Here is a 17,083-nt window from a genome sequence, read left to right as displayed (position 1 = left end):
CGTGACCGGGCGCGAACAGGAGGGCTGGGGCCGCCGTGCCGAGCTGGACGCGGCCAGCACCCCCGCGGCTGCTCGGGAAGGGCGCCCGGCGGTGGTCTGCCCCCGCTTCGACGGGGTGGGCGCCGACGGTGCCCCGGTGCGTCTGGGCATCATGGGGGGCACCTTCGACCCCATCCACCAGGGGCACCTGGCCTGCGCCGAGCAGGCGCGGGAGGCTTTCGGCCTGGCCGGCGTGGTGTTCGTTCCCACGGGGCGCCCGGCATTCAAGCGCGATCGGGCGGTGACCGATGGGGCGGTGCGCCTCGAGATGTGCCGTGCCGCCGTGGCGGGCAACCCCGCCTTCGCGGTGAGCCCCCTGGAGGTGGATCGGCCCGGCATCACCTACGCCGTGGACACGCTGCGCGCGCTGCGGCACCATTACCCTGCCAACGTCGAGCTGTTCTTCATCGCCGGGGCCGATGCCATCCTGTCCATCGCCCGCTGGCGCGAGAGCGCCGAGGTGGCCCGTCTTGCCCGCTTCGCCGCCGCCACGCGCCCCGGCTTTGAGGTCACCGAGTCCTTCAAGGAGGAACTCGCCTCCCGCGGGGCGTTTCGGGTGGACTACTTCGAGGTGACGGCCCTGGCCATCTCGTCGAGCTATCTGCGCGAGCGGGCCGCCCGGGGGCTCTCGCTGCGCTACCTGACCCCCGATCCCGTGCGCGAGATCATCGAGGCGCGCGGGCTCTATCGCTTGGAGGCCCCCACCACGGCTGCGGCGGTGGGCGGCGGAAAGGAGGCGCCATGGACGCCATGACCGTGACCGATCCCGCAGACCCCGCCTTCGTCGAGGCGCGCCGGGCCGAGTTGGCCGAGCGCGTGGGGCCGCGCCGCTACCAGCACAGCCTGGGGGTGGCCGACACTGCCCGGGAACTGGCGCGCACTTACGGGGTCGATGGGGAAGCCGCCTATCTCGCAGGCCTGCTGCACGATTGGGACAAGGGCTACGACGACCCGGGTATCTTGGCCCGTGCGGACGAGCTGGGCCTTGACCTGCCCGAGGAACTGCGGGCTATGCCCCGGGTGCTCCATGGGATGACGGCGGCGGTGGCGCTGGCCCGGGAATTCCCCGCCCTCGACCCGGCGGTGCTCCAGGCCATTGCCCGGCACACGGTGGGGGAGAAGGCCATGACCTCCCTGGACAAGGTGGTCTACATAGCCGACGCCCTGGAACCGGGGCGGAGCGGCAAGACCGTGGAGAGGCTGCGGGCCCGGGTGGGCGAGGCGGCGCTGGACGAGCTGTTCCTGGACGTGTACGCCTACTGGGTGCGGCTCATCCTGGAGCGGCGCCACCCGCTGTACTCGCGCACGACCGAGATATGGAACTCCTACATGCCGGTCCAGGAGGTGTTCCGGGCCGCGCCCGGGGCCGACCCCATGCCTTACGGGCGGCCGTAGAATCCGCGGAGGTTTCTGCGAAAGGGCAAGCGGCCCTTTCCTTGTGCTATGGTAAGCAGATTCGTTTTTTGATTCGTACTGGATGGGAGGACAGCATGACCGACGCTGTTGCCGAGCAGGCCGCATTCTCGCGGAAGTGCGCCATCATCGCGGCGCAGGCGGCCGATGAGAAGAAGGCCACCGATATCATGGTGCAGGAGGTGCGCGAGCTCATCGGTGTGACCGACTACTTCGTCATCGCCACGGCGGCCAACTCCCGCCAGGTGGACGCCATCATCGACGAGATCGAGGACAAGCTGCGGGAGGATGCGGACATCAAGCCCACCCATCGGGAGGTGTCGCCGGACGGAAGCTGGTCGCTGCTGGACTACGGCAACATCGTGGTGCACGTGTTCATGCCCGAGACGCGCGAGTACTATCGCCTCGAGGCGCTGTGGAACGACGCGCCCACCATTGATTTGGCCATGGAGGCGGGGCTCGAGAACCTCGAGTACTCTGAGCGCATCGCCAAGCTGCTGGGCCGCAAGCCGGCCTAAGGGCATCTGCCGCCCGCGCAGCCCGCGGCGAGCGGAACCGAACGAAAAGGACCCCTCGGGGTCCTTTTTCTTTGTGCCCGATGGCGAAGGGAGAGAGAAAGGGAAAGAAGGGGGGAGTGATTCGCTGCCCGTTCTTCCTCTCGGGAAGGGGAATTCGCGGCGCTTTCCCGTTGCGAGGAGGGTCGATTCGCCGCCCGGTCCCCGTTTCGGAGCGGCCAGCTCGCCGCGCAACCCCGTTGCGGGAGGGGCCGGTTCTCCGCCCGGTCCCGTTGCGGGAGGGGCCGGTTCGTGGAGGAACTGTGGGGAACGGGGCGAAATGTCGTTGCGAAGGACGGAAAAGTGGGGGCGCGCTCCCTTGAGGATCCTGATGCCGGCCTCGCATCGGGCCTGCGATAAACCTGGAGCGCTCCTGTAGCGGCCCTGCCGCGCGCCTCGCGGCGGGGCTGGGTGACGCGCGAGTTCCTGGAAGGCGCCTGTATTTTGAGTGCCGCTCCATCGGCTCGGGGGCTTCCCGTGATTGCCCAGGGCCGAGGGGGTTGTGCGGCGGCCGGGTGGGGCCGCCGTGGCCAGAAGGGGCGAAAGAGGGGTTGAAGCGGGGCGGATCGGAAACCGACAGGGTGCCTGACGGCGGCCTGAACCCTATCTGGTGGTCGTCGGCAGCTGAGCGCGACGGGCCGGGGGCGCCGGCCTGCCCCTTGCGCTCGACAACGGAGAGGCCTAGGGTGCGTCGGGCTGTTTTTCAACCGTGAGAGTGAAAGGAACTCTATGACCCGTTTCATCCAGCAATGCGCCTGCCGCGGCATCCGTCCCGCCTCAGTGGTCCCCGAGCGGTTCGCAAGCCGGCCGCATCTCGTGTCGCAGCTGCTGCGCAACCGCCGCGTCGCCCGCTTCCTTGTGGCGCCGACGGGGTTCGGCAAGGCGACGGTGGCCTACGAGTACGCCGAGGTGGTATTCGGTTTCCAACACGTATTCTGGATCAGCGGCACCTCCCCTTGCTTCCTGCGCGATCTGGATGCTGGCGTGCTCGCTTCCGCCGTGGTGGCGTGCGATCCCGAGGCGTCTCTGGCCGTGCTCGCCGATGTGCCCGTCCTCGACGAAGAGCGGGAGGCGGTCTTCTCGATGGCCATCGACCGGCTTCTGGAGAGTGGTTGCGAGGTGATTGTCACCTGCGCTCCCGCCGCGGACGGCTGGGCGGCCCTCCAGCGCGACCGCGTGGCGGTTGGGGCGAGAGACCTGCTCGTCGATGAGGAGGAGGCGCGGGTTGACGATCTGGCGCCCTTCCGGCCTGCGGTGGGCCTGCCCCTGGCGATGCGCGTGCCCTGCCTGCGGTGGGGCGAGGAGGGGCAGGCGGCTTTGGTGCGGGGCCTCGCCGCCGAGGAGCTGCCGGCTGAGACGCGCATCGCTCTGTGGGCCGTTCTTGCCATGGGCTGTGGCAGCCGGTCAGACCTGGCCCTGCTCGTGGGCAGCGTCCGAGCGGGGGAGATCTGGGGCTTTCTGGCACAGCACTATCCCTACGCCGGCATCGAGGCGGACGAGGATACCTTCAATGCCGTAGCGGTGCCCCTGCCGATACTGCGGGCCGCTCTGGCTCCCAGCCTCGATGCCCTTGCCCGCATTCAGGGGCGCTTCGAGCGCGACGAGATGGTGCGTCTGGTGGCCGACCGCATGGTGGCCCGGGGAGCTGGCCGTCGGGCTGCGATGGTGATGGGGGCCTTCGCCAGCCGTGAGGCGGTGTCCGCATGGCTCGGCCAGGCCGGATGGCATCTCTTGTGGGCCGACGGCGGGGCCGAGCTCGAGGAGCTCTATCGGACGGTCTGCCGCATCCGAGTGGAGGAGCGGGCCGGGGTGAACGCGATGATGGCCTGGGCTCGTGCTTTAGCCGGGGATGGCCGCCGTGCCATCGAGTTCGCCCGAAAGGCCCTCGGCTCGCCCCAGGCCTCCGACACGTTGCGGGCCGCCGCGGCCCTGGCCGCCTACGGCCAGGGCAACGCTGCGGCGCGACGGGCCATGGCCGAGCCCGTGGAATCGTGGCTTGCCCGCATCGCCCAGGAGTCAACGCTCAACGCTCACGAGGGGGCGCTGCGTGCGCTTGCCTCCGTGGCCCTGGCCGATCGGAGCGGGGAGGATCCCCTCGCTCGCTGGCACGGAGTGGCTCGTGAGCTGCTCGGCGCCGCCCCGGTGGAGGGGGACCTGGAGCAGGCCTTGCTCCTGGCTGCCGCCTGGGCCCTGGATGCCGCGGCGTCCACCGGGGCCTTCGAGCCCGGCCGCGAGGACGCCTCTCTGCTTGCGGGGGCCGATCTGGCGGCCCTGGCCTCCTTCGTGGCCGAATGCGCCGAGCGCGCCGCCGCAGGCGGCAGCTTGGGCCTTGGCGGACGAGAGGCGGCCGCGGCCCTGGAGCGCATCGAGGGCGCCCTTGCCCTCGCGGGCCTGCCCGGCCTGGGAGAGCGGGCCCAAGCAGCCCTCGACGAGGCCCGTATCTCCATGGCCCGCGGTGGCCGAGAGGCCGCGGCTTCGTCCCGCTCTCGCCGCAGTTCTGCCCCGGCGGGTCCTGGCGCAGACCCCTTCGCCGCCCCCGGCGCCCCCGCCGCATTCCCGGCCGTCAGTCGCGGGGATGCCCTGGACGTCTCGTCCCGCGCCGCCGCTGTGCCCCTGGCACCGCCCCTGCTGCACGTGCGGCTCTTCGGAGCCATGACGGTGTCGGTGGGGGAGACCGATGTGACCGCGGCCCTCAAGTCGCGCCGCCGGGCTCGCCTTCTGCTGGCCCTGCTCGTGCTTCACCGCGGCCGCGAGCTGACGCGGGAGCGCATCGTGGCCATGATGTGGCCCGCCGCCGACCAGCGCACCGGGGCTAAGAGCTTCTATCGGGTGTGGAGCGAGCTGTCCCGCATCTTGGCCGTGGGCGGCCGGTGTCCCTATCTGGTGCGCGACCGCTACGGCTGTCGCCTCGATCCGGCCCTGCTCGTTAGCGACGTGGTCGACTTCGAATCGCTGACCCGGCGTCTTCTGTTCGGGCCCGCGACAGGCTCTCTCGCTTGGGAGCAGGTCATTCTCCAGCTCCAAGAGACCTTCGATGCGCCGCTGCTGCCGGCGGAGGGGGGCTGCGAGACCGTGGGACAGTTCCGCGAGCGATTCGCCACTGAGATGGTGGACGGCCTCGTGGCCGCCTCGTGCCGCCTGCGCCGGGATGGGGAGCCCCAGGGCGCCCTCTGGTTCGCCCGCGAGGCCCTGCGTCGGGATGGCACGCGGGAGGATGTCTACGCCGCCCTCATGCGGGCCCAGATGGTCTCGGACCAGCGCAGCGCCGCCCTGGACACTTTCTTCGCCTGCCGCGACTTTCTCGGCGACTCCCTCGGCCTGGATCCCTCCCCGTCGCTGCAGGCGCTCTACCAATCGCTTCTTGAGGGCGATACGGCCGTGGGGGAGCGGGACGCGATTTCCCGTTGTTGACGCAGATGCGGCCCGCGAAAGCGTATACTATGTTCCCGAGTCGATTCCCGTCTGGGAATCGACCGCGTATACGGAAGCGTCCGGCCGCTCGATGGGGTTATGGGCCGGGCCCGATTTGAAAGGGGGTGTGCCATGGAGGCCTTCGCTGATGTGGCCCTGCTGTCGCGCGTGCAATTCGCGCTGACAGTGGCCTACCATTTCCTGTTCGTGCCCTTATCCATCGGGCTCGGGCTCATTCTGGCCATCAACGAGACACGCTACTATCGCACACGCAGACCTGAGGATGCGGCGGCGACGAAGTTCTGGGTGAAGATCTTCACCGCGACCTTCGCCATCGGCGTAGCCACGGGTATCACCATGGAGTTCTCCTTCGGTACGAACTGGGCGAACTATTCGCGCTTCGTCGGCGACATCTTCGGGGCGCCCTTGGCTGCCGAGGCCCTGCTCGCCTTCTTCCTGGAGTCTATGTTCCTGGGGGTGCTGCTGTTCGGCCGCAAGCGCGTGTCACCGCGGTTCTATATGGTGTCCGCCTGGCTCGTGTGGGTCGGTTCGTGCCTGTCGGCCCTGTGGATCCTCATCGCGAACTCGTGGATGCAGACGCCCGCCGGCGGCGAGCTGAACGCCGATGGCACCGAGGCGGTCATCACCGACTTCTTTGCGGCTGCCTTCAATCCGTCCATCTTCGCCCGCTACACCCATACGGTGGACGCCCTGCTCATCATGGGCGCCTTCGTGGCTATGGCCGTGGCCGGCTGGTACATGCTGAAGAAGCGCCACAGCGACTTCGCCATGAAGACCATGCGCATCGCCGCGGTGGTGGGCATCGTCACCTCCTGCGCCATGATCGTGTTCGCCCACGCCTCGGCCGTGGTGGTGTGGGAGGAGCAGCCCACCAAGCTCGCCATGATGGAGGGCATGTACGATTCCGAGGTGCCGCCGCTGTACGCCGTGGGCATCGTGGATGAGGAAACCCAGGAGGTCATCGCCCCCTTCGCCATTCCCGGCGGCACGAGCTTTCTGGCCACGGGCAACTTCGACACGGAGTACCCGGGCCTCAACGAGCTGGCCCAGACCGAGGAGTACGGCGCCATGGTGGTGGAGGACATGCCGGTGAACCTCGTGTTCCAGAGCTACCACCTCATGGTGGCCATGTACGGCCTCATCATGGTGACGAGCATCCTCGTGCTCGTGTTCACGTTCCGCGGCGGCCGCATCGCGCGTATGCGCTGGCTGCAGTGGCTGGCGGTACTCTCGCCGCTATGGCCTTTCATCGCCATCCAGACCGGCTGGATCACCGCCGAGGTGGGCCGCCAGCCCTGGGTCGTGTACCCTTCCGTCTCCGGCCCCGAGGGCGTGTCGCTGCTTACCGCCGACGGCATCTCGATGTCGGTGTCGGCGCCCGAGCTATGGCTGACCATCGGCCTGTTTATCGTGGTGTACCTAGTGCTGCTCGTCGGCTGGGCCCGCGTGGTGGGTCGCTTCATTAAGGAGGGCCCGGTGGCCGAGGATGGCGATCGCTCCGAGGGCTCGCCGGCTTTGGCGGCGGCCGCGGTTGCCGACAGGGTCGTGTCCGCTGAGGGCGCCGTCGCCGTTGAAGTGACCGAGGCGGCCGTTGCGGAAGACGGCACGGCTGCGAAGGGAGGTGAATAGGCCATGTTCGAGTTTCTGAGCGTGCTGTGGTTCTTCCTCATCTTCGTGCTCATCGCCGGCTACTTCGTGCTGGACGGCTTCGATCTGGGCGTGGGGGCGCTCTCGCCCTTCATCGCCAAGAACGACGAGGAGCGCGCGGTGCTGCGCCGGGCCATCGGGCCGGTGTGGGATGGCAACGAGGTGTGGCTGCTCACGGCCGGCGGCGCCCTGTTCGCGGCGTTCCCCAACGCCTATGCCACCACCTTCTCCGGGTTCTACCTGGCCGTGATGCTCGTGCTGTTCGGTCTCATCGTGCGCGCGGTGTCCTTCGAGTTCCGCGCCGGCGACCCCGGTTGGGCGAAGCTGTGGGATGGCTGCTTCTTCGTGGGATCGCTGCTGCCGGCCCTGCTGTTGGGCGTGGCTGTGGGCAACATCTTCGCCGGCATCCCCATGGACGAGGCCGGCAACTACGCCGGGGTGCCGCTGCTGGGGCTCATTACGCCCTTCACGCTGCTCACGGGTCTGCTCGGCCTGGCTATGTTCCTGGCCGCCGGCGCAGCGTGGGCGGCGCTCAAGGCCCCGCTGCCCTCGGAGCTGCGCGAGCGGGCGGTTCGCCTGCGCCTGCCGCTCCAGGTGATCGCGCTTGCGCTGTTCGTCGTGGTGTCGGTGTTCGCCCTGGCTCTTGTGGGTACCGAGATGGACCCGGCCCTGGCGCCGGCGCGCTGGCTGTGCGCCGCCCTTGTGGTGGCGGCCCTGGGCGCCTCCATCGTCTTCGGCCGCAGCCCGAGCGGCGACTTGAGGGCCTTTCTGGCCCAGTCCGCGGCCATGATCGCCCTGGTGGTGCTCCTGGCCTGCTCGATGTTCCCGGTGCTCGTGAACGCGACCCCCGATTCGGTGGGCCCGGCCATCACCCTGGCCAATGCCGCCTCCTCGGAGCTGTCGCTGTTCTGGATGACTGTCATCACCGCCGTGGGCCTGCCCTTGGTGCTGGCCTACCACGTCATCATCTACCGTACCTTCCGCGGTCGCGTGAAGCCGGAGGATCTGGCGCACTCCTAGGCTCTTCGGCCCAAGGCCGCTCGGGCGCGCTCGGCGAACCCGAGGGCCCTCGCAGAGCCGGGCATTTTCCAGGGGCCGGAACCGCTCGAAGGTTCCGGCCCCCTCTTATCGCCGTCAGGCGGTGACGGGCTCCCTGCAAACCCTGTGGAATCGGGGGCGGGCGCGGGCCCTTGTGGTAGAGTGGAACGGATTTACGCGCGGGGCGCTCGGCCTCGGTGGCGCGGCCCGCAGGGGGCCGCGGGCGCACTGGGACGGGCGACCCGAAGAGACCGATCCGATACCGCAGAGAAAGAAGATGCCACCCATGGGATTTCTCTCCAAACTGCTCACGATGGGCGAGGGCAAGCAGCTGAAGCGCTACCAGGCTACCGTTGACAAGATCAACGGGCTGGAGCCGGCCTTCCAGGCCCTGACCGATGAGGAGCTGGCCGCCAAGACGGTCGAGTTCCGCGAGCGCTACGCCGCCGGCGAGACGCTGGACGACCTGCTGCCCGAGGCCTTCGCCGCTGTTCGCGAGGCATCGGTGCGCACCATCGGCCTGCGCCACTTCGACGTGCAGCTCATCGGCGGCATGGCCCTAAACGAAGGGCAGATCGCCGAGATGAAGACCGGCGAGGGCAAGACGCTCGTGTCCACCTTGGCCGGCTATTTGAACGCCATTCCAGGCCACAACGTGCACATCGTCACCGTGAACGACTACCTGGCCCGTCGCGACTGCGAGTGGATGGGCCAGATCTACCGCTTCCTCGGCATGAAGACCGGCCTCATCCAGAACGGTATGGCCCCGGCGGCGAAGAAGCCCGCCTACGAGGCCGACGTCACCTACGGCACCAACTCCGAGTTCGGCTTCGACTACCTGCGCGACAACATGGTCACCCGCGGCAGCTCGCGCGTGCAGCGCGGCCACCACTTCGCCATCGTGGACGAGGTGGACTCCATCCTCATCGACGAGGCGCGCACGCCGCTCATCATCTCGGGCGCCGGCACTCAGGCCGCCGACACCTACAAGAAGTTCGCCCGGGTCATGCCCGGCCTCAAGCAGGGCGTCGACTTCGACATGGACGAGGCCAAGCGCACCATCAACGCCACGGAGAGCGGTCTGGAGAAGATCGAGGCCATGCTCGGCATCGAGAACATCTACGCCGACCCCTCCGGCCAGTTGGCGAACCATCTGCAGCAGGCCTTAAAGGCGCAGTTCCTGTTCCATCGCGACGTAGACTACGTGGTGATGGACGGCGAGGTGAAGATCGTCGACGAGTTCACCGGCCGCATCATGGAGGGACGTCGCTACTCCGAGGGCCTGCACCAGGCCTTGGAGGCCAAAGAGCACGTGCTCGTGCGCGAGGAGAACCAGACGCTCGCCACCATCACGCTGCAGAACTACTTCCGCCTCTACGACAAGCTCTCGGGCATGACCGGCACGGCCATGACCGAGGATGCCGAGTTCCGCCAGATCTACAAGCTGCCGGTCATGGCCATCCCGCCGAACAAGCCGGTGGCCCGCAAGGACGAGAACGACCTGGTGTACCGCACGGTGGAGGGGAAGTTCGCCGCCGTGGCCAACGACATCGCCGCCCGCCACGCCGCCGGCCAGCCCTGCCTCATCGGCACCGTGTCCATCGAGAACTCCGAGAAGCTCTCGCGCCTGCTGGACAAGCGCGGCATTCCGCACGAGACCCTGAACGCCAAGCACCATGAGCGCGAGGCCCATATCGTGGCCCAGGCCGGCCGCCTCGGCGCCGTGACCATCGCCACCAACATGGCCGGCCGCGGTACCGATATCCGCCTTGGCGGCGATCCGGACGTGCTCGCCGAGGATATGCTGCGCCAGCGCGGCCTGGATCCGGATGCCGCCCCCCTGACCGAGGAGGGGGCCAAGAACCCGGCCTGGCCCACGGCCGAGCAGCGGGCCGCGGCCCTGGCGGCGGCGCAGGCCATCTGCGACGAGGAGCAGAAGAAGGTGCGGGCCGCCGGCGGCCTGTGCGTCATCGGCACCGAGCGCCACGAGTCCCGCCGTATCGACAACCAGCTGCGCGGCCGTTCCGGCCGTCAGGGCGATCCGGGTGTGACCCAGTTCTACCTGTCCTTGGAAGACGACCTCATGCGCCTGTTCGGCGGCTCGAAGATGGACTCCATCGCTCACATGATGGAGAAGACCAACCAGGAAGACGACATGCCCATTCAGGCGGGCATGGTGTCGAAGTCCATCGAGAGCGCCCAGCGCCAGGTGGAGTCCATGCACTTCGCCGCCCGTAAGAACGTGCTGGAGTACGACGACGTCATGAACCTCCAGCGTAAGGCCATCTATGAGGAGCGAAACGCCATCTTGGACGGCAAGTCCATGACCGATCGCATTCCCGGCATTATCCGCGATGCCGTGGACGCCATCGTGGGGGAGTGCTGCCCGGAGCGGTCGGCCTCTGACGATTGGGACCTGAAGGCCATCGACCTGTGGGCCGCCAACATGTCCGGCTGCAGCGACTTCGCCGTGGCCAAGGTGAACCACGAGGACGACCCCGGGGTCCTGGCCGACGCCCTTTACGAGTTCTTGGAGTGGATCTACGAGCAGAAGACCCAGCAGCTGGGCAGCGATCTTATGGAGAACCTCTCGGCCCAGGTCATGTTGCGCATCATCGACACCCGCTGGATGGCCCACCTCCAGGAGATGGACTACCTGAAGACCGGCATCGGCCTGCGGGCCTTCGGCCAGCGCGACCCCCTCGTGGAGTACAAGAACGAGGCCTACAACGCCTTCCAGAACCTCACGAGCTCCATGTACGACGACTACCTGCGCACCCTGCTGCGCCTGGAGATCGCCGCGAAGCCCGCTGCCGCGCCCGGCGCCCCGGCTGCCGGCTCGAGCCCGTTGGGGGAGGCCGAGGACCCGCTCGCCCGCAAGATGAGCTACTCCTCGCCCGAGGAGGCCCTGGCCACCTCCGGGGTGCGCGGCCGTCACGCTGCCGCCAACATGCCGGCGGGTGCCCCGCGCCCGGCCCCGAGCAAGCCCCAGACCTTCGTGAAGGACAAGGAGGACCCCTACGCTAACGTGGGCCGCAACGATCCGTGCCCCTGCGGGTCCGGCAAGAAGTTCAAGAAGTGCCACGGCCGGGACGCCTAGCCAGCCCGCGCCTGCTCAGCCAAGGTTGAGCGAAGCGGAAACGGCGGGTGACTCGACCGAGCGAGTTCCGCAGCGATTGAAACAGCCCGGTGGGCTGTTTCACAAAGCGAGGACTGTCTGAGCGAATCGAGGTACCGGGCGGTTCCGCTCCCAGAGAGTTTCAAGGAGACACAGGGCAAGGTATGGAACTGAAGGACATACAGAAGGAACTGGAAGGGGCGCGGGGGCGCTTGTCCGATGCGCGGGCCTTCCTGCATATCGATGAGAAGGCCGCCGATTTGGCCGCCCTCGACGAGCAGGCGGCGGCACCGGACTTCTGGAACGACGCGGCGGCGGCCCAGGCCGTGAGCAAGCGGGCCTCGAGCCTGCGGGCCACCATCGCCGACTACGAGCGGGCCTGTTCCCTGGCCGACGATGCCGCGACCGCCTGCGAGCTGGCCGGCGACGACGGGGCCTTCGCCGAGGAGGCCGCCCAGGCTGCCGCCGAGCTGACCGCCCTGCTTGATCAGCTGGAGATCGAGTCCTGGTTCGCCGGGGAGTTCGACGAGGGCGATGCCATCCTGACGGTGAACCCGGGCCAAGGGGGTCTCGAGGCCCAGGACTGGACCGAGATGCTCTACCAGATGTACGTCCATTACGCCGAGGACAAGGGCTGGAAGGTCACGGTGCTCGATCTGGTGCCCGGCGAGGGTATCGGGCTCGACCGTGCCACGATCCAGATCGAGGGCCGCTACGCCTACGGCATGCTGCGCAGCGAGATCGGCATCCACCGCCTCGTGCGCATTTCTCCCACCGATGCCAAGAAACGCCGCCAGACCACCTTCGCCTCCGTGGAGGTGCTGCCGGTCATCGCCGACGACATCGAGGTGGACTTGAACCCCGCCGACGTGCGCGTGGACGTGTACCGCTCCTCGGGCCCCGGCGGCCAGTGCGTGAACACCACCGATTCGGCCGTGCGGCTGACCCATGAGCCCACGGGCATCGTGGTCACCTGCCAGAACGAGAAGAGCCAGCTGCAGAACAAGGAGGCGGCCTTCCGGGTGCTGCGCGCCAAGCTCTACGAGCTTGAGGAGCGCCGTCGCCAAGCCGAGATCGACGAGCTGCGCGGCGAGCGCATGGAGAACTCCTTCGGCAGCCAGATCCGCAACTACGTGCTGTTCCCCTATCAGCTGGTGAAGGACCTGCGCAGCGGCGTTGAGACGGGAAATGTGGACGCAGTGCTCGGCGGCGCCCTGGAGCCCTTCGTCATCGGCTATCATACGTGGCGGGTATCGAACCAATAGAGCCCGTGGCCGATGAATTGGGGGTACGGCATGTTGGTTAACGATAGCGCGTATCAAAGCGCTCTGCATGAAGTAGTAGATGTGATCGCTCGTTCGCGTGCGGAAGCGGTACGGAAAACATCTGCTGTTGTGGTGCGTATGTACTGGGAGACAGGACGCATTCTCAATCGGAATAAGGATTATGGAACGGCGTTCATCGATACTCTTGCCAAGGATATTCGCGCAGCTTTTCCCGGCATCAAGGGGTTTTCGGCTCGCAGTCTAAGGTATATGGCGAAATTTGCCCGAGAGGTTGGCGAGGAATATTGCAATAGCTATTGCAATATTCCCTGGGGACACGTCGTGAGACTCCTTGACAAGACCGAGCCGGGGGATAAGCGCGATTGGTATGTTGGCGCCGTTGTCGAAAACGGATGGTCGCAGGTGGTTCTCGAGCATCAGCTTGACGTGCACGCTTACGAGCGACAAATGAAGGAGGGCAAGGTCAGCAACTTTGCGAAAACCCTGCCAGATCCGCAAAGTGAGCTTGTGCAGCAGGCGCTCAAGGATCCGTATATCTTTGATTTCATAACAACCGAGCAAGGGCGGGAAGAGCGTGATATTGAACAGGCGATGACGGATAACGTCCAGGCTCTGCTTCTAGAGCTAGGAACGGGGTTTGCCCTCGTCGGCCGTCAATATCACCTTGTGGTTGGCGGAGACGATTTCTATATTGATCTGCTCTTCTACAATATAAAACTGCATTGTTATGTGGTTATCGAGCTTAAGAACCAAGACTTCAAGCCGGCGTTCAACGGTCAACTCGGGTTTTATGTGGCGGCTGTAGACGGAGAGTTGCGCGGCGAGCTGGACAATCCCACCATAGGACTGTTGCTCTGCAAAACCAAGAACGACGCTGTGGCCGAGTACTCGCTGCAATCGACCAACGCCCCTATCGGCATCAGCGAATATCGATTGGGAGACGAGCTGCCCGAAGAGTATGCGAAAGTGCTCCCGTCCCCCGAGGATCTTATGGCGCGTATGTGAGAATTGTATCTCTCGGCGGCGCTGAGACGCTATTTGAGCAAGCTCGCGTCCCGGGTTGCAAGTGACAAAGCTTTCCTTGCTGAGACGTTACTCGTGCGTTTGATTATGGTTGCGATTGAGTGGCGTATTCCCATCGGTATCCTCCTGCGCTCTTCCGTCGTCCCTTGCAAGCTGCGCTGATTGTGTCGCCTGAAGACAGTCCAACTGCTGATGCTGCTGCAGCCAGACTGCTATATACTTCATCAGTTTCAATGCATCTGACGGCAGTTTTCATCTTTCCGGCGCATTTAGGACAGCCTTGGCCAGCAAGAAGCTTGCTTGGGCGCGGATGCCAGATGTGTCCGCACTTCTTGCATCTGGTCTCGATTGGCTTCGAGCTCTTCTCGTAAGAACCGAGTATTTCAACATGAGGATTGACGTCTAGGAGTTCTTCCAAAAATCTCTCAGGTGGTTTTCTCCGAATGTTGTTCGCACAAATCGGGCAGCCGTTGCCACGTATGACGGACTCTGCTCTGGGTGACCATTTGTGCCCGCACACATCGCATCTAACACTTACGCGATTGAGAGATCCGGCGTATTTACTCAAAAGAGTAAGCGTGGGATTGGCAGTCTTAAAATCTTCTGCGTATTCTTCTGGGTTCTTTCGAATAGCCGCAGTGGCAATAGCGATTGCTTTTTTCTTTCCACACCTAGGACACCCTTGACCCCGCAGTAGCTGACCGGCTGTTGGTGTCCACTCGTTGTTGCATGTTTTGCATCGACAAGATATTTTCGTGTGCGATCCTCGGTATTCGCCTAACACTTCAACAGTTGAGCTGGTGACGCTAATGTTCTTCTTAAATTCTTCGGTTGTCATGGGAAGTGATCTCCTGGAAGCTCCCGTCACAACCCGATCCCAGCTATTGAAATCGTTGATGTTGATGCCGATCATTGACGCTGCTTCTAGAGCAATTTTTCTCAGCGTTTTGTGGCTCTTTTCCTCTCTGAGCGAATAAGAGAACAGTCGGCTGTTTTTAGGAATCTCTGCATCTATGTTTTCAGGGCAGCAATCATAGATGGTGATGAGCTCTATGCCTCTCTCTCTGCATAATGATTCCTTCTCGATATCGCTTTCAAGTCTGTTTTTGTGCCAATGCCATGAGCCTATTTCAATAGCTAGTTTATACTTGGATATGAGAATATCCAGTTCGCGTCCTATTGCTTTTTTGTCGCGTGAGAGGACCGAGTCCTCGCCAATTGCCTCTTCTAGAAAAACACAAAGGAACTGCTCCATGAACGAAGTGCCCGTTTTCGCGCATCTAGGGCATCCGTAGCCATTGAGCAGATTGCTCGGCGCAGCTGTCCATTCGTTTCCGCATATCCGACATTGGCAGGCGACCTTTTCTTTGCTGCTCTTGTATTCTCCAGCAATCTCTATGTTTGGATTCACCTTCTTGAGACTATTCACCAACCAGTTAGTGTCCTTGCGCCGCTTTTCGGATGCCCGTTTGCGTGCACAAATGGGGCATCCCTGCCCCGTGTTTACGATAGATGCTGCTATCGGTGACCATTCGTGTCCGCATTGCCTGCATTTTACGGAAATGTGAGAAGAACTTGTCTCATAGCGACCAACAACTTCTATGTTGGGATTTATTTTCTTAAGCTCGGACACGAACTGCTCGTGGCTCTTCCGCCTTTGGGCACCACGCTTTTTTTTTCGCGCACGCTGGGCATCCATGACCGCGGAGGAGACTGTTTGGGATCGCCTGCCATTCATATCCGCATATCTGGCATCGACACATAACTTTTTGATTTGATTTGACATAACTACTTAAGACCTCGACACATGGAAGGGCTAATGCTAGTTTATCGACGAAGTTGCTCGCATTTGTTCTGCCTTCTCTGAAACAGAGGGGGCAACCTCTGCCGCGTAACAAGTCGGCTGCTACGGGAGACCACACGTGTGCGCATTTGTTGCATCGAACAAGAACTGGTGCTCCAGAGCCCGTGTATTCGCCTATCACGGTCACGGGAAGCTTTTTGTCGGCAACCAGTTCGATAAATTGTTCGGGCGTTCTCATTCTAGACATATATTTTCAGCAATCTCTCGGCGTCGCAACTATAGTACCCGATAAGAGTCGGACCAAGCTGGCAATGAAGCCATATCTTCGTAAAGAGGTCGTAGCCCTTTCTCTGCTTTTGCGGTCGGTCAATTCGGCTCCTCTCTGTCTTGTCCGGTTTTATTGAGGCTTCCGGCGTAATAGCATGGTCATTTAGAATTGCCTTGAGGGTTTGATGGCACCGAGCTGTGCGAATGTCCGAGATTATTTTGTGACTTCATTTTATCGATGTTCATCTTATAGATTGCGGGATACCGCCATCTTGCAAGAAGTCTATGTCGGCAGGTAATGGGTGGCTTGTTGTTTGTGAGAAAAGTTTTGCGAGATAGAACAGTTCGAAACGCGGAGAGCCGTCGGGGTCGCTAATTAAGGTAAGCCTCATGGATATCCCAGACGGTGTTATCTGAAAGATATGTTTACGCACGCAGATGAGATTGACAGCTCGCGCTACACTCAATCTTGGCCATTTCAGAAAGGTTGGAGGATGATCGCGTCTAGTCGCTCGCTCGTCGGGGAATATGTGCGCGGGTCGCTTGGGGAAACCGCGAGGGCCGTTCATGGGTTACAATGGAGCGCAACCAATAGCTTACGGGAAAGGTGGCTGCATGGAAGCGTCGCAACTGGCCGAGAAGGCCAACGACATCCGCAAGGACATCCTGGTTATGATCACGGAGGCGGGCAGCGGGCATCCCGGCGGCTCGCTCTCCTGCACCGATATGCTCACGGCGCTGTACTTCGGCGGCGTGCTGGACCACGATCCCGCCGATCCGGCCAAGGTTGGCCGCGACCGCTTCATCTTGGCCAAGGGCCACGCGGCTCCGGCCCTCTACGCCACCTTGGCCCATGCCGGCTATTTCCCCATCGAGGAGCTCGCGACCCTGCGCAAGCTGGGCACGCGCCTGCAGGGGCACCCCGATTCCAACCTGCTGCCCGGCGTGGAGGTGTCCACCGGCTCCCTCGGCCAGGGGCTCTCCGTGGCCGCAGGGCTCGCCGCCGGCCTGCGCCTGACCGGCGAGGCGGGCTGCGTCTTCACGATCCTCGGCGACGGCGAGTGCGAGGAGGGCCAGGTTTGGGAGGCCGCCATGTTCGCCGCCCACCAGCGCCTGGGTCGCCTCATCGCCATCATCGACAACAACGAGCTGCAGATCGACGGCTGCATTCACGACGTATGCGACCCGGGCGATCTCGGCGAGAAGTTCGCCGCCTTCGGCTGGGACGTGGTGCGCGTCGACGGCCATGACATCGATGCCCTGGTAGCCACCCTCGGCCGCTTGAAGGCCGCGGCCGCCGACGAGGCCGCGCCCGTGGCCGTCATCGCCGCCACGGTGAAGGGCAAGGGCGTCTCCTTCATGGAGAACCAGGCCGGCTGGCACGGCAAGGCGCCCAAGGCAGAGGAGTTGGAAATCGCCCTGGCGGAGCTGTCCGCTGCGGTAGCATAGGAGGTAGGGTACC

At 64.4% G+C, this 17,083-nt stretch carries 12 protein-coding genes; 10 read left to right on the top strand and 2 right to left on the bottom strand.

The window, feature by feature from the left end; translation table 11 throughout:
- The first annotated feature begins 1 nt into the window (after position 1).
- The 9 genes from nadD to F8D48_RS06895 all read left to right on the top strand — a co-directional run bounded on the left by nadD (position 2) and on the right by F8D48_RS06895 (position 13,532).
- Positions 2-793, top strand: a complete 792-nt coding sequence (gene nadD / locus F8D48_RS06935; protein ID WP_240806263.1) for a nicotinate-nucleotide adenylyltransferase — start codon at positions 2-4, stop codon at positions 791-793.
- Complete coding sequence (gene yqeK, locus F8D48_RS06930) at positions 781-1,434, top strand: bis(5'-nucleosyl)-tetraphosphatase (symmetrical) YqeK (protein WP_151430725.1); 654 nt, start codon at positions 781-783, stop codon at positions 1,432-1,434. Before nadD ends, yqeK begins: the two co-directional genes overlap by 13 nt.
- 95 nt (positions 1,435-1,529) lie before the next feature.
- On the top strand, positions 1,530-1,970 hold the full coding sequence (gene rsfS / locus F8D48_RS06925) for a ribosome silencing factor (RefSeq protein WP_135970779.1): 441 nt from the start codon (positions 1,530-1,532) through the stop codon (positions 1,968-1,970).
- 765 nt (positions 1,971-2,735) lie between these two features.
- Entirely contained in the window at positions 2,736-5,417 is a 2,682-nt protein-coding gene (locus tag F8D48_RS06920; protein ID WP_151430723.1) for an AfsR/SARP family transcriptional regulator, read from the top strand.
- Between the two features lie 132 nt (positions 5,418-5,549).
- Positions 5,550-7,067, top strand: a complete 1,518-nt coding sequence (locus F8D48_RS06915; protein ID WP_151430721.1) for a cytochrome ubiquinol oxidase subunit I — start codon at positions 5,550-5,552, stop codon at positions 7,065-7,067.
- Positions 7,068-7,070: 3 nt separating this feature from the next.
- Positions 7,071-8,105, top strand: coding sequence for a cytochrome d ubiquinol oxidase subunit II (cydB, locus tag F8D48_RS06910; protein ID WP_151430719.1), 1,035 nt, complete (start codon positions 7,071-7,073; stop codon positions 8,103-8,105).
- A 304-nt stretch (positions 8,106-8,409) separates the two neighbouring features.
- Positions 8,410-11,223, top strand: a complete 2,814-nt coding sequence (secA, locus tag F8D48_RS06905; RefSeq protein WP_151430717.1) for a preprotein translocase subunit SecA — start codon at positions 8,410-8,412, stop codon at positions 11,221-11,223.
- A gap of 182 nt (positions 11,224-11,405) precedes the next feature.
- The gene (gene prfB, locus F8D48_RS06900; protein ID WP_135970784.1) at positions 11,406-12,506 is read left to right on the top strand and encodes a peptide chain release factor 2; all 1,101 of its coding nucleotides are present in this window, start codon (positions 11,406-11,408) and stop codon (positions 12,504-12,506) included.
- A gap of 30 nt (positions 12,507-12,536) precedes the next feature.
- The gene (locus tag F8D48_RS06895; protein ID WP_151430715.1) at positions 12,537-13,532 is read left to right on the top strand and encodes a PDDEXK nuclease domain-containing protein; all 996 of its coding nucleotides are present in this window, start codon (positions 12,537-12,539) and stop codon (positions 13,530-13,532) included.
- 103 nt (positions 13,533-13,635) lie between these two features.
- On the opposite strand, the gene F8D48_RS06890 is transcribed toward F8D48_RS06895, so the two are convergent.
- The gene (locus F8D48_RS06890) at positions 13,636-14,979 is read right to left on the bottom strand and encodes a zinc-ribbon domain-containing protein (protein WP_151430713.1); all 1,344 of its coding nucleotides are present in this window, start codon (positions 14,977-14,979) and stop codon (positions 13,636-13,638) included.
- A 190-nt stretch (positions 14,980-15,169) separates the two neighbouring features.
- Positions 15,170-15,592, bottom strand: coding sequence for a zinc-ribbon domain-containing protein (locus F8D48_RS12270; protein ID WP_205717347.1), 423 nt, complete (start codon positions 15,590-15,592; stop codon positions 15,170-15,172).
- A gap of 644 nt (positions 15,593-16,236) precedes the next feature.
- On the opposite strand from F8D48_RS12270, the gene F8D48_RS06880 reads away from it, so the two are divergent.
- Positions 16,237-17,070: a transketolase gene (locus F8D48_RS06880; protein ID WP_151430709.1), complete on the top strand. Its 834-nt coding sequence runs from the start codon at positions 16,237-16,239 to the stop codon at positions 17,068-17,070.
- The last annotated feature ends 13 nt before the right edge of the window (positions 17,071-17,083 follow it).

Source organism: Adlercreutzia muris (genome assembly GCF_008831045.1).
In the GTDB taxonomy this organism is placed as follows: Bacteria; Actinomycetota; Coriobacteriia; order Coriobacteriales; family Eggerthellaceae; genus Adlercreutzia; species Adlercreutzia muris.
This window is presented reverse-complemented; position numbering and strand designations above follow the sequence as displayed.